Raw genomic sequence first — 22,344 nt, forward strand, 5'->3', positions numbered from 1 at the left:
ATTGCATCTATTTGATAGATGGAGTCTATCAAAATACCATGAGCCGGCACTGAACCTTGCCGCCCTCATCCTGCAACTGCCTGTGTGACAAGGGAAATCTCCCCGAGGCGCGGAATGGGGCCGATAGCCCCTCCTTATTCCCTCCGGCGGAACCTGAACCGATTGCAGCTTTTGTAGAGCCGAGCCCATGCTCGGCTGCGGGTGGAGCAGCCGAGCATGGGCTCGGCCCTACAATTGCGGAATGTCTTTCCAAACCGAACCCTCCCTGCGCCAGACCGTGGCTGAGGCCAGTGCCCGCCTGGGCGGCGTCGAAGCCCGCCACGAGGCGGAGCTGCTGCTGCTGCACGTACTGGACCGCCCGCGCAGCTGGCTGTTCGCCCACGCCACCGATCCGCTGCCCGCCAATGACCAGGCCGCCTTCGAGGCGTTGCTGGCCCGCCGCGTAGCCGGTGAGCCGGTGGCCTACCTGACCGGCCGCCGCGGATTCTGGACGCTCGACCTGGAGGTCGACCCGGCCACGCTGATCCCGCGTCCGGAAACCGAGCTGCTGGTCGAGCTGGCGCTGGAGCGGCTGCCGCCAGACCAATGGCTGCAACTGGCTGACCTGGGCACCGGCAGCGGTGCGATCGCCCTGGCACTGGCCAGCGAACGGCCGCTGGCGCAGGTGCTGGCCACCGATGCCAGCCCGGGCGCGCTGGCCGTGGCCGCGCGCAATGCGGCCCGCCATGATCTGCGCAACGTCCGCTTCGCCGAGGGCGGGCACGACTGGTATGCGCCGCTGCAGGGCGCGCGCTTCGACCTGATCGCCAGCAACCCGCCGTATATCGCCAGCGACGATCCGCATCTGGAACAGGGCGACTTGCGTTTTGAACCGGCTACCGCGCTGGCCTCCGGCGTGGATGGCCTGGATGACATCCGCCGCATCGTAGACGGTGGCCAGGCCCACCTGCTGCCCGGCGGCTGGCTGCTGATCGAGCACGGTTGGGACCAGGGCGAGGCGATCCGCGCGCTGTTCGACGCGGCGGGTTTTGCGGAGGTGCAGACCGTGCAGGATCTGGAGCAGCGCGACCGCATCACCCTGGGCCGACGTCCGGCCTAGAATGGAGGTTCTCCTGCCCCGGCAGGGCATCACCCTGGAGCTGCAAGCATGCGTACGCTGTACCCCGCCATCACCCCCTACGACGTCGGCACCCTGAAGGTCGACGACCGCCACACGCTGTACTTCGAACAGTGCGGCAACCCGGACGGCAAGCCGGTGGTGATGCTGCACGGTGGCCCGGGCGGCGGCTGCAGCGACAAGATGCGCCAGTTCCACGACCCGTCCAAGTACCGCATCATCCTGTTCGACCAGCGTGGTGCCGGCCGTTCCACCCCGCACGCCGACCTGGTGGACAACACCACCTGGGACCTCGTCGCCGATATCGAGAAGCTGCGCGAGCACCTCAAGGTCGATCGCTGGCAGGTGTTCGGTGGCAGCTGGGGTTCGACCCTGGCGCTGGCCTATGCCGAAACCCATCCGCAGCGCGTGACCGAACTGGTCCTGCGCGGCATCTTCATGCTGCGTCGCTGGGAGCTGGAATGGTTCTACCAGGAAGGCGCCAACCGCCTGTTCCCGGATGCCTGGGAGCACTACCTCAAGCCGATCCCGTCGGTGGAGCGTCATGACCTGATCTCGGCCTTCCACCGCCGCCTGACCAGCGAAGACGAGACCACCCGCCTGGATGCGGCCAAGGCCTGGGCGGTGTGGGAAGGCGCGACCAGCTTCCTGCATGTCGATGACGACTTCATCAACAGCCACGAAGACCCGCACTTCGCGCTGGCGTTTGCCCGCATCGAGAACCACTACTTCGTCAACGGCGGCTTCTTCGAAGTGGAAGACCAGCTGCTGCGCGACGCGCACCGCATCGCCGATATTCCCGGCGTGATCGTGCACGGCCGCTACGACGTGGTCTGCCCGCTGGCCAACGCCTGGGACCTGACCAAGGTCTGGCCGAAGGCGAAGCTGGAAATCACCCCGGCCTCGGGCCACTCGGCGTTCGAGGCCGAGAACGTGGACGCGCTGGTGCGCGCCACCGATAGTTTTGCCTGATCGGTAGTGCCGGCCGCTGGCCGGCAACGCCTCACCGGTAGCGCTGGGCCATGCGCGGCGCTACCAACCCTCATCCACGCATGGCGTGGATCTACTGTGCATTGCGGCGCTACCGACAGTAGAGCCAGGCCATGCCTGGCTGTTCCTGCTTTGGATCCTCATCCACGCATGGCGTGGATCTACCACAGCCTGGTAGTGCCGGCCGCTGGCCGGCAACTGGGAAACGGTTGGATCGCGCAGACGACGGCCAGCGGCCGGCGCTACCAATCTCCGGCCAGCAACGCGTCGGCCAGCACCTGCAGCTTCGGCGAATGCTGGCGCGACGGCGGGTAGATCAACGACAGTTCGCGGCTGCGGCCCTCGAACGGCTGCAGCACGCGCTGCAGGCGGCCGTCGGCCAGCGCGTCGGCCACTGCGAAATCCATCACCTGCACGATGCCGATACCGGCGATGGCCGCTTCCACCAGCGGATCGCCGCTGTCGAACACCATCCGCGTCGGTGGCGTGAACTCGCGCAGCTGCCCGTCCTGCAGGAACTGCCAGTCCACCAGCCGGCCACTGCGCAGATTGCGCACCGCCAGGCACGCGTGATCCTGCAGCGCGGCCACATCGTCCGGTGCGCCACAGCGGGCCAGATAGGCGGGGCTGGCCACCGTCACCCAGCGCAGCGGCCGCAATGGCCGCGCGACGATGCGCTGGTCGGCGATGACGCCGGTGCGCAGCGCGGCATCGAAGCCTTCCTCGACCAGATCGACCAGGCGGTCGCTGAGCACGGCTTCCACCTGCAGCTGCGGATGCTGTTGCAGCAACGGCGCCAGCATCGGCACCAGCACCTTGCGCCCGAACATCGACGGCGCACTGATCTTCAACGTGCCCGAGGGCGTGCACGGGCGGTCGGCCAGTTGCCGCTCGGCATCGTCCAGGCCGGCCAACAGTGGTGCCACCTGTTCCACGAACTGGCGGCCATCCGGGGTCAGCGCCACGTTGCGGGTGTTCCGCTGCAGCAGCTTCACCCCCAGCGACACTTCCAACCGCCCGATCGCACGGGACAGGCCGGACTGGCTCAGGCCCAGCTGGCCGGCAGCCACGGTGAAACTGCGGGCTTCGGCCACCTGCACCAGCATGCGCACCGCATTGAGGTCCATCGAGGCTGCATTCATGCGGAAAATCATGACAGAAATGGCGGGTAGGGGGTTTATTGATTCGGCCGCATCAATGAGACTGCGCTCCCCCATCGATCCAGACCGCCGATGCCTCCCCTCAAATACCCGCGCTGGGCGCTGACCCTGCTGGCCACCGCACAGCTGATCATCGCCCTGGATGCCACCATCATCTTCGTCGCCCTGCACGACATGGGGCGCGCGCTGCAGATCAATGCGCAGCAGCTGCAATGGGTGGTCAGTGCCTACACCGTCGCCTTCGGCGGCAGCCTGCTGCTGGGAGGCCGTGCCGCCGACCTGATCGGCCGCCGCCGCTTCTACCGGCTGGGCATGCTGCTGTTCGCGCTGGCGTCGCTGCTCGGTGCGCTGGCGCCGAATGCCACCCTGCTGATCATCGCGCGTGCTGCGCAGGGCATCGGTGCCGCACTGCTGTTCCCGGCCACGCTGGCGCTGATCAACACGCTGTACGCGGAAGGTCCAGTGCGCAACCGCGCGCTGGCGATCTGGAGCATGGCCAGCGCGGTGGGCCTGGCGCTGGGCACGCTGCTGGGTGGCGTGCTGACCCAGGCGTTCGGCTGGCCGGCGGTGCTGGCGGTGATCGTGCCGCTGGCTACGGCGTGCGCGGTCGCTGCCGGTGCGTGGCTGCCGGCCGATGGTCCACGGGTGCAGGGCCGTTCATTCGATCTGGCTGGTTGCCTCACTGTCACCGCCGGCGGCAGCCTGCTGGTCACCACCCTGGTGCAAGGGCCGGAATGGGGCTGGACGGCGCCGGCCACGCTGATCTGCCTGCTGCTTTCAGCCGTACTGTTGACGGTGTTCGTACAGATCGAAAAGCGCAGCCGTGACCCGCTGATGCAGTTTTCGCTGTTGCGTCTGTCGGGCCTGCGCGCTGCGCTCGGCCTGACCTTCGCCTTCATGAGCAGCTATGGCGTGCAGTACTACTTCCTGGCGCTCTACTTCCAGGATGGCTATGGCTGGAGCCCGCTGCAGGCCGGCATGGCCTTCCTGCTGCCGACATTGGTGTGCACCTTCGGCATCCGTATTGCCGAACGCATGCTGCGGCGCCGTTCGCCACGGCAGGTACTGGCCTGGGGCTTCGCCGCCGGTGCCATCGGCATTGCCGCGGTGGCGCTGGCGATGCCGCATGGCGCCAGCTACTGGCCGCTGCTGCCGGGAATCGTGGTGCTCAGCATCGGCCAGGGCATGAGCTGGACGGCGATGTGGATCGTGGCCGGGCAGGGAGTGCCGGGTCCGCAGCAAGGCGTCGCGTCCGGCATGGCGGCCACCGCCCAGCAGATCGGCGGCGCCTTGGGACTGGCGGTACTGGTGATGATCGCCAACGCCGCACGCGGCACGCAGGCAGCAACCAGTCCCGATGCCCTGCAGGGCATGGTCAATGCACAGTACGGTGCCGCGCTGTTCGCGGCGCTCGGCGTGGTGATCGCGCTGGGCCTGCGCCCGGCGCCGGTAGACTCGGCAGCGACTGCCTGCCTGAGCACCGACGCATGATCGAACTGCTGGACCTGCAACAGACCCTGCATGCCTTTGCTGCCTGCAACGATGACGATGAAGTGTGGAACGCCTTCGGCTGGGTGATGGCCAGCGACGAGGACCTGCTGGCGGCACGGTTGTGGTTGCCGTCATCCAGTGATGAAGCGCTGGATGACGACGGCGAGCGATCGGCCGCTTCGGCAGCGATGGGGCTGTTCCCGTATCTGGAGCCGGCCACGTTTGCCGACGTGCTGGATGTGCAGAAGCGGCAACGCCCGCTGTCGTCGCTGCAGGAGTACGCGCAGGCGCTGGCGTACTACGCCGAGTACGACGCGTTCCAGCAGGTCGAGGGTATCGACGAGGCCCTGGGCGAAGCGGGAGCTGCGGAACAGGCGGCTGCGCGCGAGGCGGGTGTGGGCACTGGCATCTTCGCGTCCTTCGATCTGACGCTGAGGGCGTGCCCGGAGGGGCAGATCAAAGCCGCAGCCCAGCGCGTGGCGCGCCTGCTGGAGATTCCGGTGGGCGAGGCGTTGGCGCGCTGCCGTGCGTTGCCGTTGGTGCTGGGTGAAGCGCAGGATCGCCGCCGCGCGCAGGCGATCAAGGATCAGTTCGAAGCGATCGGCGCGACCGTACAGGTGCACGGCTTCAAGCCGTTCCCGTGGATGGACGCGCCCGTATTGCGTTGAACAACACCATCCACGCATGGCGTGGATCTACTGGGAACCGACCTCGTTCGTTTTTCGCCGAATGCGGATGTCCGTCGGCGCTGCAGTAGATCCACGCAATGCGTGGATGACCCTCACCCGAACGCCAGCAACCCCGGCTGCAACGCGCTGAAGATCCGCGCCAGCCGCTCCGCCCACGCCTGCTGCCCAGCCACATCGGCAATCAGGTCCTGGCGGATTTCCAGTTCCACGTGCACCAACCCGCGGCCTTCGCCATGCACCGGCACCGCGTAGTCGCTGGTGCTGCTGACCGAATACGGTTCGTTGTCACCCACCACCAGGTCGCCTTCGTCGCGCAGTGCCTGCAGCAAGGCATGGGCAAAGCGCGTGTCCTGGTGGTACAGCACGCCGGCATGCCACGGTCGCTGCGCGCCGTTCATCGCCGGAGTGAAGCTGTGCATCATCACCAGCAGGGTGGGGCGGCCGGCATCTCGGCGCGCATCCAGTTCTGCGTCGATGCGCGCGTGGTAGGGCGCGTGGATCGCATCGATGCGCTGCTGCCGCTGCGCCGCTGACAGCCCGGCATTGCCTGGCACCACGGTGTGGTCGCTCACTTCCGGAATCAGCGTTGGCGACACCAGCGGGCGGTTGCAGTCGATCAGCAGCCGCGAATAGGTCTGTTCGATCGCCCAGGCATCCAGCCGTTCGGCCAGTGCACGGGTAGTACCGGCAATGCCGATGTCCCAACCGATATGCCGGTCCAGCTCCGCCTGGGCCAGGCCGAGCCCGGTCAGCGCATGCGGCACCTGCTGGCCGGCGTGGTCGGCCAGCAGCAGGTACGGCGACGCGCCCTGCGCCCGGTGGATCGCGTAGATTGCCGGATCATCGGCGCCAAGCAGCGCCGGCAGCACATGCAGGTCGGCGTCAGCCACGCGGGCGTCCGTCCAGGTGATGCTCGATCATCCACAGCCCGGCCCAGAGCTTGGCGTCCAGCTCGTAGCCTTCGCCCATCTTCTGCACCAGCCAGGCCGCAGCCTCGCTGCGTGGAATCTCGTGCACGGTGATGTCCTCGCTGTCATCGCCGCCACCTTCGCCGATCCGGCGCAGGCCGGTAGCGCGCACGAAGGCGATTTTTTCGCTGCTGGCACCGGAGGAAGTGGGGCCGATCATCAGCACTTCGGCGTGGTCGGCGGTCCAGCCGGTTTCTTCTTCCAGTTCGCGCACGGCCGAAACTTCAATCGATTCGCCGGCGTCGATGTCGCCGACCAGGCCGGCCGGCATCTCGATGGTGGGCGCCTGCAGCGGTACGCGGAACTGCTCGACGAACAGCACCTTGTCCTCCGGGGTGACGGCGATGATGATCGCGGCCAGGCCACCGGCGTGGGTACGTTCGCTGTATTCCCAGGTGCCGCGCACCAGCATGCGCTGGTACTTGCCTTCATAGACGACACGCGGGGCTTCGGTGTTGCGCTGGCTCATGCGGGCTCGCTGTGGGTGGGAACGGGGTCGGCCACGCCAGCGGCTTCGAACAGCCGGCGGCGGGTCATCGGGCCGAAGCGCAGGGTCTGGCACAGGCCGCCGAGCAGCTCGGGGTCGGCCGCCTGGCGCAGCAGGCCGGGCTGGCTGCCTTCCAGCGGCGCGTCCAGCGCGATGGTGGTCAGCTGGCGCCAGAGCTGGGCGTGCTCGCGCTGCTCGCGTAGGCGCACCGCCATCTGTGCGGCACCGCGCAGGCGCAGGAACGGCACTTCGTCCAGACGTTCGTAGAGCACGTCCATGCTGCCGAAATGGGCCAGCAGCACGGCGGCGGACTTGCTGCCGACACCACTGACACCGGGAATGTTGTCCACCGCATCGCCGCACAGCGCCAGGTAGTCGGCAATCTGGTGGGCGTGCACGCCGTGCCGCGCCTTCACCCCTGCCACGTCCCAGCGCTGGTTGCGTGCGTAGTCCCACTGCTCGTCGTGGTCCACCAGCAGCTGCGACAGGTCCTTGTCGGCGGAAATGATCAGGCCGCGATGGCTGTGCCGGTGCTGGTGCAGGGCACTGCCGATCAGGTCGTCGGCCTCGTAGTCATGGTGGGCCAATACCACCAGGCCCAGCGCTGCGCACAGCGCCTTGCAGTGCACGAACTGGCGCTTCAGCGCTTCCGGCGCCGGGTCGCGGTTGGCCTTGTAGGCCGCGTACAGGCGGTGGCGGAAGCCACTGTCCAGCGCCTCGTCGAAGGCGATGGCGATGTGCCGGGGGCGTTCGCGCTCGAGCAGGTCCAGCAGGAAGCGGGCAAACCCATGTACTGCGTTGGTCGGCCAGCCCTGGCTGTCCTGGAACTCGTCCGGTAGCGAATGCCAGGCGCGGAACACGTAGATGCTGGCATCCACCAGGTACAGCGGCGGCGGCAGCGGCACGGCATTCACGGCGCTCACTGGCCGGTCCAGTCCTGCAGCAGGGCCGCGACGTCCGGCCGCTCGCGCTCAGGCACCTCGGCCTTGGGCGTGCCGATATGGATGAAGCCGGCGATGCCCTCGCCCTCGGTGAGGCCAAGGTGCGCCTGCACGACCGGGTCGAAGGCCATCCAGGCGGTCAGCCACTGCGCACCGAAGCCCAGCGCCTGCGCGGCCTGCAGCAGGGCGAAGCAGACACAGCCGGCGGTCATCAGCTGTTCCTGCTCGGGCACCTTCGGGTCCGGGCGTGGGCTGGTCACCACCACGATCACCAGTGGTGCATGGCTGAAACGCTGGCGGTCCTTCTCGATCACGGCCTCGCCGGCATGCGGGTCGCGCTGGCGGCTGCGCTCGGCCAGGAAGTCGCCCAGAGTGTGACGTGCATCGCCGGCGATCTTCAGGAAGCGGAACGGTACGCGCTTGCCGTGGTCGGGCACGCGCACGGCCGAGGCCAGCATGCGCTGCAGGGTGGCCGGATCCGGTCCGGGCTCGCCCAATTGCCGCGAGGGCACCGAGCGGCGGGCATCCAGGGCAAGCAGGGCAGCGGGGTCGGGCATGGAGTCTGAACCGGTCATCACGGGTGTTTGATTATAGTCGGGGTGGTCAATGACGCCGTCTGTGTCGCGTCCTGCCCCTGAATATCAAACTGTGATGAACATCATGCCACTGGCGGGAAAGGGACGACCGCTTCCTCTCGCCTCGTGGGCCTCGCACGGCTTACGATATCTATCTTGCCGGGCCGCCGGTCATGAGGTTTGAAGTGAGGACTGTTTCACTGTCCGTGACGGGCTGGCCGGCCTACCATCGACGTACCGGTACATGGGGTGTGCCGGCCGTCGCGATGTCCATGCTGTCTGTCGTACCAGAGAAGGTGGGGAGCCTTCCCGAATGATGAGCGCGCCCACACCGATGGGATCGCCGGGCCGTGACCCGGCCCAGCTTCAGCGTGCCCGGGACATGGTCCTGCCGGCGCTGTGCCAGGCGTTCGGGGCCGCACTGGCGCGTTTCGACGATGCACTGTTCGACCGGGCCGGCAATGCAGGCTCGTCGCAGCTGCTGTTCCTGGATGCGATGCGCGAGCTGCGCCGCCGCCGTGAGGACATCGCCGCCGCCTTCGCCGGCCACCTGCAGCGGGCCTGGGATGCACTGGCCAGTGGCGAGCCGCTGTCGGCCGAAACCACCCTGTCCGGGCCGGCCGAGGATGGCCTGAGCCTGCTGGCTGAACATGTACTGGAGTCGCGGCTGGCGGTGCGCAATTTCGCCACCGTGCTGCTGCGCGACTTCAAACCGGTGCTGGCGCGGCTGGACCGGCGCCTGGGCCGCTTGATCGGCGGCGCCGAGCTGGATGCCGACCACAACCCGGTCAGCCCCGAACACCTGGGTGTGGCCATCCATGAAGCCTTTGCCGGCTGCGAGCTGGCGCCGGAAGTGCACCTGGTGCTGATCAAGCTGTGCGAGCGCGACCTGCGCGCGCCGGTGGGCCGCATCTACGAGAAGCTGGACGAGCAGCTGGCCGCCGCTGGCGTGATGTCGCAGATGGGGGCGCCGCGGCGTCCGCTGTCGGCCGCGCCCGACCCACGCATGGCGCCGGGGGCGGACGATCTGGTCGAGCCGCGCCACGCGGCGGGCTTCGAATCCGAATTCAGCGATGATGAACAGGCCGCGCCGGCCTGGGCGCAGCGTTTCGCCGCGCGCTGGTCCGAGCGCCGTGGCCACATGCAGCAGCACCTCGGGGGCGAGGATGCCGGCAGCGGCGAGGCGTATGCCGGCCAGCAGGGCATGCTGCTGGAGGCCCTGCATGAGCTGCTGCAGCAGACCCGCCACGTTCGCGAGGACGCCACCTCGGCCGCGCAGGTCGCGGTCGGCCAGCACCGCCCGTTGAGCCAGCGCGAGATGATGTCGGTGCTGTCGCTGCTGCAGGCCACGCCCAGTGCGACGCTGCGTGCGGCCATCGGCGAGGATGGCGAATCGCTGGCGCAGCGGCTGAAGAGTGAAGTGCTGTCCAGCGCCACCCGTCTCGGCGTCGATCCCGGCCAGACCCGGCTGGACCCGCAGGACGAGGACGCGATCGATCTGGTCGGCATGCTGTTCGACGTGATGCTGGACGAACGCGAGCTGGAAGGTCGCTCGCGCGAGCTGATCGGCCGCCTGGTGGTGCCCTTCGTCAAGGTGGCGATGCTCGACCGCCGCATGTTCGTGCAGAAGACCCACCCGGCCCGCAAGCTGCTCAACTCGCTGGCCGAAGCCTGCGAGGGCAATACCGGCGAAAGCCAGGCCGAGCGCATGCTGATGGCCAAGGTCGAGGAAATCATCGAACGCCTGGTGGCCGAGTTCAACGAGAACCTGGCGATCTTCCTGACCCTGGAAGAAGAATTCCGCGAATTCCTCGTGCAGCACCGCCGCCGCGTGGAAATCGCCGAGCGTCGCGCCGCCGAAACGCAGCGCGGCCAGGAAAAGCTGGAAATGGCCCGCAGCCGTGCCGGTGCCGAACTGGACCGCCGCATCGGCGATGCCACCCTGCCGCCGGCCATCGCCGAGTTCCTGCGCCAGCCATGGCAGCACCACCTGACCCTGGCGCTGCTGCGCGAGGGAGAGGAGGGCGCGTCGGTGGCCGAGGCACTCAGCCTGGCTGACGGCCTGCTGGAGGAAGTAGCCGAGGCCCGCCGCCAGATCGTCGGCAAGCCGTGGCTGCAGGCCTGGCAGCCGGTGCTGGCCAAGGTATTTGCCAGTGTTGGCGTGCACGGCGATGCCGCCACCGGTGCCATCGACGCCCTGCATGACACCCTGCAGGGCATTGCCGAATCGCGGCCGGAACTGCAGCGCGCGCTGCCGGAGCTGCCGCAGGTTGCCTTGCCGGCGCCGCCGGTGGCTGAAACGCCAGCGGTCGAACTGGGCGGGCAGATCGACGCCGACGATTTCGACAACGCCGATGCCGACCGCTTCCGCCGCATGGAAATCGGCAACTGGCTGGACTTCGTCGACAAGGACGGCAAGGTGCAGGCCGGCAAGCTGTCCTGGGTCAGCCCGATTTCCTCGCGCCTGCTGTTCGTCAACCGCCGCGGCGTGCGCTTCTGCGTGGCCTCGCCGGAGGAGCTGGCGGTGATGGTGCGGCTGGGTCGCCTGCGCGCCCATGTGGACGATGGCGCCTTCGACAGCGCGATGCAGGGTGTGATCGATCGGCTGGACCCGGGCAGCGCAACACTGCACTGAGCCGTGGCCGCCTGCTAGGATCGGGAAAACTCACCGATCAGCGGGGACCTGCATGGCCGTGGCGTTGCTGGGGATCAAGGAGACCGCGCCGGGCGAACGGCGCGTGGCGTTGACGCCGGAAACCGCGCGCAAGCTCGGTGCCCTCGGCATTACCGTCTGGTACGAGGCCGGCGCCGGCTTGGCGGCAGGCTTCACCGATGCCGCCTATGACGATGCCGGCGCACGTGTGTTCGACGCGGACCGTTGGGGCGAGATCGATATCCTGCTGTGCGTGCAGACGCCACCGGCGTCGGTCCTGGAACAGCTCAAGCCCGCTGCCAGCGTGGTCGGCCTGCTGGCCCCGGCCAGTGATCCGGCGCTTGCGGCATTGGCTGCTGGCGACCGCCTGCAGCTGTTCCCGCTGCAGCAGCTGCCGCGCACCACCCGCGCGCAGGCGATGGACGTGCTCAGTTCGCAGGCGGGCATGGCCGGCTACAAGGCCGCGCTGATCGCCGCCGAGCGTGCGCCACGCTTCTTCCCGATGCTGACCACCGCCGCCGGTACCGTGCGTCCGGCCAAGGTGCTGGTGATCGGCGCCGGTGTGGCCGGGCTGCAGGCCATTGCCACCGCGCGCCGGTTGGGCGCACAGGTGGAAGGTTTCGACGTGCGCCCGGAAACCCGCGAGCAGATCCAGTCGCTGGGCGCGCGCTTCCTGGATCTTGGCGTGAGCGCGGCCGGTGAAGGCGGCTATGCGCGTGCGCTGACCGATGAGGAACGCGCCGAGCAGCAGCGCCGGTTGGCCGACCACCTGCGCAGCGTGGATGTGGTGATCTGTACCGCAGCGGTACCGGGGCGACCGGCGCCGACGATCGTGACTGCCGCAATGGTGGAGGGCATGGCCACCGGCAGCGTGATCGTGGACCTGGCGGCGGAGAGCGGCGGCAACTGTGCACTGACCCAACCGGGGCAGTGCATCGAGCATCAGGGCGTGACCATCGATGGCCCGCTGGGCCTGGCCAGCCGCGGCGCCACCCAGGCCAGCGAGATGTATGCGCGCAACCTGCTCAACTTCGTCGCGCTGTTCGTGCGCGAAGGCCAGCTCGGTTTCGACTGGGACGACGAGCTGCTGGCGAAGACCCGCTGGCAGGCGTGAGCCGGAGGCGCCGGTTGCCTTCCCGGTAGATCCACGCCATGCGTGGAGGGACGGCCAGTGTGCGGACCAGGGTCCGCACCCACCATGCGGATGCCGGCGTTACCGCGGCTTCGCCGGCGGCGGGTTGTCGCGCACCCAGTCCTTGCGCTGTTCCGGCGTCATCTGCGACCAGCGCTCGCGCAGTGCGTCGCGCTGCGCGGGCGGCAGTTCCCGCATCTGGCCGAACAGGGCCCGGGCCTGCTCACGCTGTTCCGGGCTCATGTGCTCGAAGCGGCGCAGGCCACGGCGGGCCTTGTCGCGTTCCTCAGGGCTCATCGACTGCCAGCGTTGGCCGTGCGAGAGCATGCGCTGGCGCTGGCCGGCATCGGCGCTGTTCCAGCGGTCGCGCAGCGGCGCCAGCAGCGATTCCCGCTGGGTTTCACTCAGCTGTTCCCAGGCTGGCAGCGGTGCGGCCGGCGCAGGGCGTGCGGCAGGGGCGGGCGCGGCACTCTGCGCCAGCGCCGGGAGGGCCGGCAGCAGCAACAGGGTCATCAGCAGGGGCAGGGTGTGCAGTCGGGACATGATTCACTCCATCGCCAGGTCGGTATCGCCCAGCCACAGGTACAGATCGGGATTTTCGTCGTAGAGCGCGCTGTTGTCTTCCACCGAGGCAAGCACAGGTGCCGGCGCCGGGCCCGTCAGCGTGCCATGGCCGGTGAACTGCAGGCCGATACCCAGCGCCACCACCAGCGAACAGGCACTGGCCAACCACCAGCGCCAGCGCCCGCGATGGGTGGCCGTGGCGCCGTGGCGAGCCTGTCGCAGCCGGGCCAGCGTTGCCGGCGACAGCGCGTGCAGCGACTGTGCGTGCAGGCTGCGCAGGGTGTCATCGGAAGGCCGGGAGCGGTTCACGGGTGGATCTCCAGGTAATCCTGCAGCGCCTGGCGGGCGCGTGCCAGATGGGTTTTTACCGCGCCTTCGCTGCAGCCCATGGCGCGGGCGGTGGTAGCCCCGTCCAGGTCCTGCAGCACGCGCAGGGTGAAGGCCTCGCGCTGGCGGGCGGGCAGGCGGCGCAACGCGTCCACCAGCTGCTGGTACTGCTGGCGCTGTTCATGCGCCTGTGCCGGGTCCGGGCCGGGATCGGCCCAGTCGATCTCGCCGCCTTCCGCATCCTGGTTGTCGCGCCAGAACGGCAGGCGGAAGCGGCGCCGGCGCTGTACGTCGATCACGCGCCGGCGCAGGATGCTCCAGAACAGCGGCGCCCATTCGGCCGCCGGCTTGTCGGCGTAGTCCAGCATGCGCAGCAGCGCGTCCTGCACCGCGTCCATGGCGTCTTCGCGCTGGCGCAGGCCGGCCTCGGCGAAGCGGAACGCACGCGGGCCAACACTGGCCAGGAACGCTTCCAGCGATGCCGGCAGGGCATCGGTCTCGGCGCTCGGGGGGACGGGGCTGCTCACCAGCACAGGGTACGGTTCCTCGCTCGGGGTCACCATCGACAACGCGTGAGCGCGGCTTCGGTTGACGCCGGGCGCGCACCGGGTTCAGCCCATGGTTATGATGGGACGACGAAGACAGAGCAGGAGCGTTGCCAGTGAGTGACGGGTTCGTAGCGCTGTACATCTTCATGCTGGCGGCCATTGCCGGCCACGTGATCATTTCGCGGGTGCCGGTGATCCTGCATACCCCGCTCATGTCGGGTTCCAACTTCATCCACGGCATCGTGCTGATCGGCGCGATGGTGGTGCTGGGGCACGCGCAGACACCGCTGGAAAAAGCCCTGGGCTTCCTCGCCGTGGTGCTCGGTGCCGGCAACGCCGCCGGTGGCTACGTGGTCACCGCGCGCATGCTGGAAATGTTCAAGCCGAGCGCGCCCAAGGGCGGCAAGGACGAGCCGAAGGAGCCGCAGGCTTGAACATCAGCACCGTCGAACTGCTCGATTGGCTGGTCAAGGCCAGCTACCTCGTCGCCGCCACGCTGTTCCTGCTGGGCCTGCAGCGCATGGCCTCGCCGCTGACCGCGCGCAGCGGCATCCGCTGGGCCGGGCTGGGCATGCTGCTGGCCACGGTGGCGACCTTCTTCCTTCCCGAACTGCACAACGTGCCGCTGATCCTGGTGGCGCTGCTGCTGGGCGCGGGCCTGGCCTGGTGGTCGGCCGGCAAGGTTGCCATCACCGACATGCCGCAGATGGTGGCGCTGTACAACGGCATGGGCGGTGGCTCGGCGGCGGCCATCGGCGCGGTGGAACTGCTGCGCTACGCCTTCCTTGCCAATCGCGATACCAGCCACTGGAGTGCGCAGGCGCTGGCCGACCTGGCCGCGCGCCAGCCGTCGGGCATGGTGCTGCTGCTGGCGGTGGTCGGCGCGGCGATCGGTGCGGTGTCGCTGTCCGGTTCAGTGATCGCCTGGGCCAAGCTGGATGGGCGCCTGGACAAGCGCGTGACCTGGCCCGGCCAGCAGGTGATGAACCTGCTGGTGGCACTGGCGGTGGTGGTGCTGGCGATCATCGCGGCCAGCACGCTCAACACCTGGGCGATCGTCGCCTTCTTCGTGCTGGCACTGGCACTGGGCGTGCTGATGACGTTGCCGATCGGTGGTGCCGACATGCCGGTGGTGATCTCGCTGTACAACGCCTTCACCGGCCTGGCAGTGTCGTTCGAAGGTTACGTGCTGGGCAACGAAGCATTGATCATCGCCGGCATGATGGTCGGCGCGGCGGGCATCCTGCTGACCCGGCTGATGGCCAAGGCGATGAACCGGCCGATCCGCAACGTGTTGTTCTCCAACTTCGGCGGCGGCGCTGGCGGGGAAGCGCAGGCGATCACCGGCGCGCAGAAGCCGATTGAAGCGTCGGACGTCGCGGCGATGATGGCCTACGCCGAACGCGTGGTGATCGTGCCGGGATACGGCATGGCCGTGGCGCAGGCCCAGCACAAGATCTGGGAGCTGGCGCAGCGGCTGGGCCAGCGCGGGGTGAAGGTGAAGTTCGCGATCCACCCGGTGGCCGGGCGCATGCCTGGGCACATGAACGTGCTGCTGGCCGAAGCGGGTGTGCCCTACGATCTGATCGCCGACATGGACGACATCAACCCGGAGTTCGCCAACACCGACGTGGTGCTGGTGATCGGTGCCAACGACGTGGTCAATCCGGTGGCACGCACCGACCCGGCCAGCCCGATCTACGGCATGCCGGTGCTGGACGTGGTCAACGCCCGCAACGTGGTGGTGATCAAGCGCGGCAAGGGCACCGGTTTTGCCGGCATCGAGAATGCGCTGTTCTATGCCGACAACACCCGCATGCTGTACGGCGATGGTGCGGAAGCGGCAGCCTCGCTGGTGAGCGAACTGAAGGCGCTCGACGGCGGGCATTGAGCGGCGGCTGCATCGGGCAGGTGCGGACCTTGGTCCGCACGCTCCTGCCGGCCAGCGGCCGGCACTACCTGCATCCACGCGTGGTGGTTGCATCGGGTAGGTGCGGACCTTGGTCCGCACGCTTCTGCCGGCCAGCGGCCGGCACTACCACCATCCACGCGTGGTGGTTGCATCGGGTAGGTGCGGACCTTGGTCCGCACGCTCTTGCCGGCCAGCGGCCGGCACTACCTGCCGGTGGGTCAGCGCGCCAGCCAGGCGCCCACGGCTACGCCCAGGGCCAGCCACAGCCATTCCATTGCGCCATTGGCGAGGGTGATCAGGGTCCAGGCCAGGTGCGGGCCCATCCGCATCGTGGCGTCCCACAGGTCCAGCCCGATCGAGCCGCCCATCCAGGCGCTGGCGATGGCCCAGTTGGCCACGGCCGCCACCAGCAGGGTGCCCAGTACGACCAGGGCAATGCGCAGCCGGCCCGGGCCCAGCGTACCCATGCGCAGCATGAACACCAGTTCCAGAGCGGTCAGTACCGCCATCCAGCCGACCTGCCGGCCGGTCATCAGCGCCAGCATCATCCAGGCAAGGGGAGCAACAACCAGACCCAGCATCAGCATGATGGGCCAGAGCCAGGTCACGGTCCTGGCACGCACGGCATTGGAGGACATTGAAGCTCCCTGAAGATCACCCACAGGATACTGTGGTTTGCCGCAGTGCACCGGCGGCCGCAGGGCGGCTGGGCTAGAATGCCGTCTTGCGTGGCCCCGGCCACGGCCCCATATCGGTCCCCATGTATTCCCGTAGCAGCGAACCTGTCCACTTCGAACGCGATTGCGAGGCCGTGATGGTCCCGCAGGGCGACACCGTGACCCTGCCCGCCGGCAGCTATGGGTACATCACCCAGGCGCTGGGCGGCAGTTATTCGGTGTTTGTCGAGGGCAACCTGTTCCGCATCGCCGGCAAGGACGGCGACGCCATCGGCAAGGAGGCGCCGGCACCGCTGGAGCTGCCGGCCGACGCCACCGATGAACAGGTGGAACAGCTGGTATGGCAGCAGCTGCGCACCTGCTTCGATCCGGAAATTCCGGTGAACATCGTCGAACTGGGCCTGGTCTACGAAGTCGAGATCAAGCACCTGGACGAAGGCAAGCGCGAGATCGACGTGAAGATGACCCTGACCGCACCGGGTTGCGGCATGGGCGACATTCTGGTCGACGACGTGCGCAGCAAGCTCGAAATGATCCCGACGGTGGCCGAGGCCGACGTCGACCTGGTGTTCGACCCGCCGTGGAACCAGCACATGATGTCCGAGGCGGCCCGGCTCGAGACCGGCATGCTTTGACCCACGGCCCGCAGTGACGCGGGCCCGGCATTACCCGCAACCAGAACAGGAAATCTCCGGTGTCCCAGTCCATTCCCAGCTTCGCCGTCACCCGTTCGGACCACCCGCGCAGCGCTGAAGAGCGCGCCCAGATCCTGGAGAAGCCGGGCTTCGGCCTGCACTTCACCGACCACATGGTGGAAGTGCGCTGGGACAAGGACACCGGCTGGCACAACGCCAACGTGCGCGCCTACGGCCCGCTGCAGCTGGACCCGGCTGCAGCCGTGCTGCATTACGGCCAGGAAATCTTCGAAGGCATCAAAGCCTACCGCCATGCCGACGGTTCGATCTGGACCTTCCGCCCGGATGCCAACGGCCGTCGCCTGCAGCGTTCGGCGCAGCGCCTGGCGCTGCCGGAACTGCCGGTGGAGATCTTCGTTGAATCGCTGAAGCAGCTGATCGCCGTCGACAGCGACTGGGTGCCGTCGGCCGATGAGTCGAGCCTGTACTTCCGTCCGTTCATGATCGGCGACGAAGCCTTCCTCGGCGTGCGCGGCGCGCACAAGGCCGGCTACTACGTCATCGCCAGCCCGGCTGGCCCGTACTTCGCCAAGGGCGTCGCCCCGGTGTCGATCTGGCTGTCCACCGAATACGCGCGTGCAGCCAAGGGCGGCACCGGCGCCGCCAAGTGCGGCGGCAACTACGCTGCTTCGCTGCTGCCGCAGCAGAAGGCGCAGGCGCAGGGCTGCTCGCAGGTGCTGTTCCTCGACCCGGTCGAAGGCAAGTACCTGGAAGAACTGGGTGGCATGAACGTGTTCCTGGTCTACAAGGACGGCACGCTGGTCACCCCGCAGCTCTCGGGCAGCATCCTCGAGGGCATCACCCGCGAGAGCATCCTGCAGCTGGCCCGCGACCGCGGCATGAAGGTCGAAGAGCGCAAGGTCAGCATCGACGAGTGGAAGGACGGCGTTGCCTCCGGCGAGATCGCCGAAGTGTTCGCCTGCGGCACCGCGGCGGTGGTCACCCCGATCGGCCAGCTGAAGGGCGAGGGCTTCTCGGTGGGCGACATCAACGCCCCGGCCGGCGAAGTGACCATGTCGCTGCGCAAGGAGCTGACCGACATCCAGTACGGCCGCCTGCCGGACCGCCACAACTGGCTGGTCAAGCTGGGCTGATCGCCCACGCCGAACGGTAGCGTCGAGCCATGCTCGACTGCGCTTCTGGAAAGCCCGTCCCAGTGACGGGCTTTCTGCGTTATGGGCCCGCCCGCCAGACCGTAGCCGGCGACTGCTTGACGCAAATAGGTTTGCAGTGCAAACTAAATTCAAGCGACCCCGATGGAGCGTGTCATGCAGCAGCCGTCCGTCATTGATCCTTCCACGCGCCTGCAGGCGCTGACCCGTGAATACTCGCGGTACTCGCGAAGTGACGGGGGCCTGTCGGCGATGGCAGGCGGCATCGCCTGCCTGGCCTCGTTCCTTGCCGGCGCCCTGTTGCCGACCACCCTGGCGCTGCGCATCGTGCTGATTGCCGTGCCGGTGCTGTGGATCGTCGGCAAGCAATGGCTGGCACGCCGCTACTACCAGCGGCTGGGCCAGGTCGAGGAGCAGGTCACGCCGGCCGAACGCAATTTCCAGCGCTTCTTCATCGCCTTCACCGCGCTGGTAAGCGTGCTGGTGATCGGCAGCGTGCTGACCCGGCTGGTGCCGATGGGCGAGTTGCCCTGGGATCTGCGCGCCGTCGGCTATCTGGTCGTGGTGGCACTGTTGCCCTGGGTGGTGTGGCGCTGGCTGCGTACGCCGCTGGAGTTCATCGTGGGCGTGTTCCTGCTGTGCCAGGCCGCGCTGGCCTTCACCGGGCAGGCGTATGGCTTCGGCGCGAGCACCGCTGTGTTCCCGTTGGCATCCATCGCACTGATCGTGGTCGGCTGGCGTGACCATCAGCGCTTCCAGCGGCTGCAGGTGGAGATGCGCGCGTTCATGGCGGCGCGGACGAACCTCGAATGACCCAGCTGCCTGATTCCAGAGCGTTGCTCCAGCTCGACCGCTTGATCCACGAGCCGGCACGCCTGCTGATCCTGTCGATCCTGGCAGGTGCTGAATCCGCCGAGTTCGGATTTGTCGAGCATCTCAGCGGGTTGAGCAAGGGCAATCTCTCCAGCCATCTGAGCAAGCTTGAAGCGGCAGGGCTGGTTGCCATCGACAAGTCGTTCCGCGGCAAGCGCCCCCTGACCACCCTGCAGTTGACGCCGATGGGCCGCACTGCCCTGGCCGAGTACCGCACGCAGCTGGCGGCGATCGTTGCCGGCATTCCCGATCCGGATCGAAAGGACTCCTGACATGACAATGCTCCTGCGCCTGTTTGCAGTTCTGGTTGTTTCCTTCTCTGCCCTCACCGGCGTGGCCGCGGCCGCAGATCCGCGCCAACAGGGAGCCACGCTGACCACGCAGTTCTACGAAGGGCACATCGACGCCCTGTGGGAACGGATGACCCCGCAGATGCAGGCCGGGCTGCAGTCCCCGCAGAGCCTGGTGGCGCTGCGCGAGCAGGTGCTGGCGGGCTGGGGCGCAGAAACCGAGCTGGTCAGTGAGAAGGTCGAGAAGGTTGATGGATTCGACACCTATCTGCGGCAGGCGCGCTTCGCCAGGAGCCCGGCCATCATCCAGGTGCTGTGGGCCATCGATGCCGACGGGCGGATCGGCGGCTTCTACATCCGCCCGCTACAGACCACGCCGCCGCAGGCCGCGGCGAGCGGGTTCCTCGACTACCAGACCCGCACACGGCTGCAACTCCCGTTCGACGATGAGTACTTCGTGTTCTGGGGTGGGCGTACTGTCGAACAGAACTACCATGCAGCCCATGCCGGCCAGCGCTTCGCGCTGGATCTGCTGGTGGTCCGCGATGGCCGCTCGCACCGTGGCGATGGGCTGCGCAACGATGACTACTACTGCTTCGGTCGCCCGATCCTCGCGCCGGCCGACGGCACGGTGGTGGAGGTGATCGAGGGGGTCGCCGACAACGTGCCTGGCCAGATGAACGCCGCCCAGCTCACCGGCAACCGCGTCATCCTCGACCACGGCAATGAGGAATATTCGGTGCTGGCGCACCTGCGTCAGGGCAGTGTGCGCGTCGCGCAGGGACAGGTTGTGCGCAGCGGCGCGCACCTCGGTGACTGTGGCAACAGCGGCAACTCCTCCGAACCGCACCTGCACTACCAGCTGCAGGCCGGGCCCGTGTTCGGTGTCGGCGAAGCGTTGCCGGCACAGTTCTCCGGCTACGTGGCCGATGGCCAGCCGGTTGCACGCGGCGAGCCGGTCAAAGGGCAGCGCATCCGGCCAGCGAGCGTTCCGCAGGCAAAGTAGTCAGCGCGTCCGACGCGACGGGCAGGCGCACCGCGGGCACGCTGCGCGGTCGTTGGGGTCAGCGGTGGACGCCGATGTCGGCAAAGTCATCGCAGGACACGTGATGACCCAGTCAGGTGCGTGCAGGGCACGAGAAAGTTCCTTCACCTTCACAAACCCTCGACCCGGGAAGTCTCAGAACGAACATTTCATCTTGCTGAAAAGACGCTGAAAATCTTGTGGTGTCCGGTTTTGGTCATTAGCGTCATCTGCACGGCGGATCGGAAGGGGGATCCGCTGGCTCGCCGGACTTCGAACCTCGCCAATGCAAGCCAGCCCAGGGTTCGGGCCGGTGCTTCTGCCGATTCCGGCATTCACACCACAAGAAAGGGAAATACGATGTCCCAGGTAACGCAACCGCGTGTGCGTCGAGTGTGGGTGGTCCTTGGTGCGTCCGTTCTGTCATCGCTGCTGCTGGCCACGCCTGCGCTGGCCGGTGATGTCCAGCTCAGCGGCCTGCAGTCCGCGCAGACCCACCAGCGTTTCATCGTGAAGTACCGCGACGGCAGCGCGCCGGTGGCCAACACCACCGCACTGGCCTCTTCACTGAAGAGTGCCGCCGCCGGCCTGGCCAGCAGCCAGGGCCGCGCGCTGGGCCTGCAGCAGGTCCGCAAGCTGGCCGTCGGACCGACCCTGGTCAAGACCGATCGTCCGCTCGACCAGGCCGAATCCGAGCAGCTGATGCGCAAGCTGGCCGCCGACCCGAACGTGGAATACGTTGAAGTCGACCAGATCATGCGTGCCACGCTGACCCCGAACGACACCCGCTTCAGCGAGCAATGGGGCTTCGGCACCTCCAATGCCGGCATCAACATCCGACCGGCCTGGGACAAGGCCACCGGCACCGGTGTGGTCGTGGCGGTGATCGACACCGGCATCACCAACCATGCCGACCTCAATGCCAACATCCTGCCGGGCTACGACTTCATCAGCGATGCGGCGATGGCGCGCGACGGCAACGGCCGCGACAACAACCCGAACGATGAGGGCGACTGGTACGGCGACAACGAGTGCCAGGCGGGCTACCCGGGTTCGAACTCCAGCTGGCACGGTACCCACGTCGCCGGTACGGTGGCGGCGGTGACCAACAACAGCACTGGCGTGGCAGGTACCGCCTTCAACGCCAAGGTCGTGCCGGTGCGCGTGCTCGGCAAGTGCGGCGGTTACACCTCCGACATCGCCGACGCGATTGTGTGGGCTTCCGGCGGCAGCGTCAGCGGCGTGCCGGCCAATGCCAATCCGGCCGAGGTCATCAACCTTTCGCTGGGCGGCGGCGGCAGCTGCTCCAGCACGTACCAGAACGCGATCAATGGCGCTGTCGGCCGTGGCACCACCGTGGTGGTCGCCGCCGGCAACAGCAACACTAACGTGTCGTCGTCGGTGCCGGCCAACTGCCCGAACGTGATCGCAGTGGCGGCCACCACCTCGGCCGGTGCGCGTGCCAGCTTCTCCAACTATGGCAACGGCATCGATATCTCGGCACCGGGCCAGGGCATCCTGTCCACCCTCAACAGCGGCACCACCACCCCGGGCAGCGCCAGCTATGCTTCGTACAACGGCACCTCGATGGCGGCACCGCACGTGGCCGGCGTGGTCGCGCTGATGCAATCCGTAGCCCCGAGCCCGCTGAGCCCGGCGCAGGTCGAAAGCATCATCAAGAGCACCGCACGTCCGCTGCCGGGCGCCTGCTCGGGTGGCTGCGGCGCCGGCATCATCGACGCCGACGCGGCGGTGGCTGCAGCGATCAACGGCGGCGGCCCGAACCCGGGTGGCAACGTGCTGCAGAACAACGTTCCGGTGACCGGCCTGGGCGCTGCCAGCGGCGCTTCGCTGAGTTACACCGTGAACGTCCCGGCCGGCAGCACCCAGCTGCGCGTGGCGATCAGTGGCGGCAGCGGTGACGCCGACCTGTACCTGCGTCAGGGCAGTGCCCCGACCGACACGGTGTACACCTGCCGTCCGTACCTGAGCGGCAATGCTGAAACCTGCACCGTCAACAGCCCCGCCGCCGGCACCTGGCATGTGCGGGTGAAGGCGTACAGCACCTTCTCGGGCCTGACCCTCAACGCCCAGTACTGAGCCCAAGCCCCTCTCCATG

The 22,344-nt window shown here is 67.9% G+C and carries 23 protein-coding genes; 14 read left to right on the forward strand and 9 right to left on the reverse strand.

Going from position 1 to position 22,344, the window contains the following annotated elements:
- Positions 1 to 241: 241 nt before the first annotated feature.
- Together prmC and pip are read left to right on the forward strand one after the other, a co-directional pair.
- Entirely contained in the window at positions 242 to 1,099 is an 858-nt protein-coding gene (gene prmC, locus EKL94_RS08335) for a peptide chain release factor N(5)-glutamine methyltransferase (RefSeq protein ID WP_126928722.1), read from the forward strand.
- Between the two features lie 48 nt (positions 1,100 to 1,147).
- Entirely contained in the window at positions 1,148 to 2,089 is a 942-nt protein-coding gene (pip, locus tag EKL94_RS08340; protein WP_126928723.1) for a prolyl aminopeptidase, read from the forward strand.
- A gap of 260 nt (positions 2,090 to 2,349) precedes the next feature.
- On the opposite strand, the gene EKL94_RS08345 is transcribed toward pip, so the two are convergent.
- A complete protein-coding gene (locus EKL94_RS08345) occupies positions 2,350 to 3,234 on the reverse strand; it encodes a LysR family transcriptional regulator (RefSeq protein WP_126928752.1) in 885 nt (294 codons plus the stop codon).
- A gap of 105 nt (positions 3,235 to 3,339) precedes the next feature.
- On the opposite strand from EKL94_RS08345, the gene EKL94_RS08350 reads away from it, so the two are divergent.
- Complete coding sequence (locus EKL94_RS08350; protein WP_126928724.1) at positions 3,340 to 4,758, forward strand: MFS transporter; 1,419 nt, start codon at positions 3,340 to 3,342, stop codon at positions 4,756 to 4,758.
- A complete protein-coding gene (locus EKL94_RS08355) occupies positions 4,755 to 5,426 on the forward strand; it encodes a DUF7716 domain-containing protein (RefSeq protein WP_126928725.1) in 672 nt (223 codons plus the stop codon). Before EKL94_RS08350 ends, EKL94_RS08355 begins: the two co-directional genes overlap by 4 nt.
- Positions 5,427 to 5,539: 113 nt before the next feature.
- On the opposite strand, the gene EKL94_RS08360 is transcribed toward EKL94_RS08355, so the two are convergent.
- Genes EKL94_RS08360 through EKL94_RS08375 form a run of 4 tightly spaced genes read right to left on the reverse strand, consistent with a single transcriptional unit; the run spans position 5,540 to position 8,400 of the window.
- Entirely contained in the window at positions 5,540 to 6,337 is a 798-nt protein-coding gene (locus tag EKL94_RS08360) for an N-formylglutamate amidohydrolase (RefSeq protein ID WP_126928726.1), read from the reverse strand.
- Positions 6,330 to 6,884, reverse strand: a complete 555-nt coding sequence (locus EKL94_RS08365) for an NUDIX hydrolase (protein WP_126928727.1) — start codon at positions 6,882 to 6,884, stop codon at positions 6,330 to 6,332. Before EKL94_RS08365 ends, EKL94_RS08360 begins: the two co-directional genes overlap by 8 nt.
- A complete protein-coding gene (locus EKL94_RS08370; RefSeq protein WP_440087268.1) occupies positions 6,881 to 7,825 on the reverse strand; it encodes a 5'-3' exonuclease in 945 nt (314 codons plus the stop codon). The genes EKL94_RS08365 and EKL94_RS08370 overlap by 4 nt, the downstream gene beginning before the upstream one ends.
- Positions 7,822 to 8,400: a nitroreductase family protein gene (locus EKL94_RS08375; RefSeq protein ID WP_126928729.1), complete on the reverse strand. Its 579-nt coding sequence runs from the start codon at positions 8,398 to 8,400 to the stop codon at positions 7,822 to 7,824. The genes EKL94_RS08370 and EKL94_RS08375 overlap by 4 nt, the downstream gene beginning before the upstream one ends.
- A gap of 331 nt (positions 8,401 to 8,731) precedes the next feature.
- Between EKL94_RS08375 and EKL94_RS08380 the strand changes: the two genes are divergently transcribed.
- Both EKL94_RS08380 and EKL94_RS08385 read left to right on the forward strand, forming a co-directional pair.
- Complete coding sequence (locus tag EKL94_RS08380; RefSeq protein WP_126928730.1) at positions 8,732 to 11,053, forward strand: PacR family protein; 2,322 nt, start codon at positions 8,732 to 8,734, stop codon at positions 11,051 to 11,053.
- A 52-nt stretch (positions 11,054 to 11,105) separates the two neighbouring features.
- Positions 11,106 to 12,185: an NAD(P) transhydrogenase subunit alpha gene (locus EKL94_RS08385; protein WP_126928731.1), complete on the forward strand. Its 1,080-nt coding sequence runs from the start codon at positions 11,106 to 11,108 to the stop codon at positions 12,183 to 12,185.
- A 99-nt stretch (positions 12,186 to 12,284) separates the two neighbouring features.
- Here the strand turns inward: EKL94_RS08385 and EKL94_RS08390 are convergent, their stop codons facing one another.
- From EKL94_RS08390 to EKL94_RS08400, 3 genes are read right to left on the reverse strand one after another with little or no spacing between them, the layout of a single operon-like run.
- Complete coding sequence (locus tag EKL94_RS08390; RefSeq protein WP_126928732.1) at positions 12,285 to 12,746, reverse strand: DUF3106 domain-containing protein; 462 nt, start codon at positions 12,744 to 12,746, stop codon at positions 12,285 to 12,287.
- Positions 12,747 to 12,749: 3 nt separating this feature from the next.
- Positions 12,750 to 13,076, reverse strand: a complete 327-nt coding sequence (locus EKL94_RS08395) for a hypothetical protein (protein WP_126928733.1) — start codon at positions 13,074 to 13,076, stop codon at positions 12,750 to 12,752.
- Positions 13,073 to 13,657 (reverse strand): RNA polymerase sigma factor, encoded by a 585-nt coding sequence (locus EKL94_RS08400; RefSeq protein ID WP_005408172.1) that lies wholly within the window; start codon positions 13,655 to 13,657, stop codon positions 13,073 to 13,075. The genes EKL94_RS08395 and EKL94_RS08400 overlap by 4 nt, the downstream gene beginning before the upstream one ends.
- A 98-nt stretch (positions 13,658 to 13,755) precedes the next feature.
- Between EKL94_RS08400 and EKL94_RS08405 the strand changes: the two genes are divergently transcribed.
- Together EKL94_RS08405 and EKL94_RS08410 are read left to right on the forward strand one after the other, a co-directional pair.
- Entirely contained in the window at positions 13,756 to 14,076 is a 321-nt protein-coding gene (locus EKL94_RS08405) for an NAD(P) transhydrogenase subunit alpha part 2 (protein ID WP_005408173.1), read from the forward strand.
- Positions 14,073 to 15,533, forward strand: a complete 1,461-nt coding sequence (locus tag EKL94_RS08410; protein WP_032130084.1) for an NAD(P)(+) transhydrogenase (Re/Si-specific) subunit beta — start codon at positions 14,073 to 14,075, stop codon at positions 15,531 to 15,533. The genes EKL94_RS08405 and EKL94_RS08410 overlap by 4 nt, the downstream gene beginning before the upstream one ends.
- A gap of 239 nt (positions 15,534 to 15,772) precedes the next feature.
- On the opposite strand, the gene EKL94_RS08415 is transcribed toward EKL94_RS08410, so the two are convergent.
- A complete protein-coding gene (locus EKL94_RS08415) occupies positions 15,773 to 16,192 on the reverse strand; it encodes a hypothetical protein (protein ID WP_126928734.1) in 420 nt (139 codons plus the stop codon).
- 122 nt (positions 16,193 to 16,314) lie between these two features.
- Here EKL94_RS08415 and sufT point away from each other — a divergent pair, with 122 nt between their 5' ends.
- The 6 genes from sufT (at position 16,315) to EKL94_RS08445 (ending at position 22,325) form a co-directional block, all read left to right on the forward strand.
- The gene (sufT, locus tag EKL94_RS08420; protein WP_024957743.1) at positions 16,315 to 16,866 is read left to right on the forward strand and encodes a putative Fe-S cluster assembly protein SufT; all 552 of its coding nucleotides are present in this window, start codon (positions 16,315 to 16,317) and stop codon (positions 16,864 to 16,866) included.
- A gap of 59 nt (positions 16,867 to 16,925) precedes the next feature.
- Positions 16,926 to 18,020 (forward strand): branched-chain amino acid aminotransferase, encoded by a 1,095-nt coding sequence (locus EKL94_RS08425; protein ID WP_126928735.1) that lies wholly within the window; start codon positions 16,926 to 16,928, stop codon positions 18,018 to 18,020.
- A 174-nt stretch (positions 18,021 to 18,194) separates the two neighbouring features.
- Entirely contained in the window at positions 18,195 to 18,851 is a 657-nt protein-coding gene (locus tag EKL94_RS08430; RefSeq protein ID WP_126928736.1) for a hypothetical protein, read from the forward strand.
- Entirely contained in the window at positions 18,848 to 19,183 is a 336-nt protein-coding gene (locus EKL94_RS08435) for a transcriptional regulator (protein ID WP_046985218.1), read from the forward strand. Before EKL94_RS08430 ends, EKL94_RS08435 begins: the two co-directional genes overlap by 4 nt.
- 1 nt (position 19,184) lies before the next feature.
- Complete coding sequence (locus EKL94_RS08440; protein WP_126928737.1) at positions 19,185 to 20,207, forward strand: M23 family metallopeptidase; 1,023 nt, start codon at positions 19,185 to 19,187, stop codon at positions 20,205 to 20,207.
- Between the two features lie 378 nt (positions 20,208 to 20,585).
- The gene (locus tag EKL94_RS08445; RefSeq protein ID WP_126928738.1) at positions 20,586 to 22,325 is read left to right on the forward strand and encodes a S8 family peptidase; all 1,740 of its coding nucleotides are present in this window, start codon (positions 20,586 to 20,588) and stop codon (positions 22,323 to 22,325) included.
- The last annotated feature ends 19 nt before the right edge of the window (positions 22,326 to 22,344 follow it).

The sequence above is a fragment of the Stenotrophomonas maltophilia genome, assembly GCF_003970865.1.
GTDB lineage: Bacteria > Pseudomonadota > Gammaproteobacteria > Xanthomonadales > Xanthomonadaceae > Stenotrophomonas > Stenotrophomonas maltophilia_AR.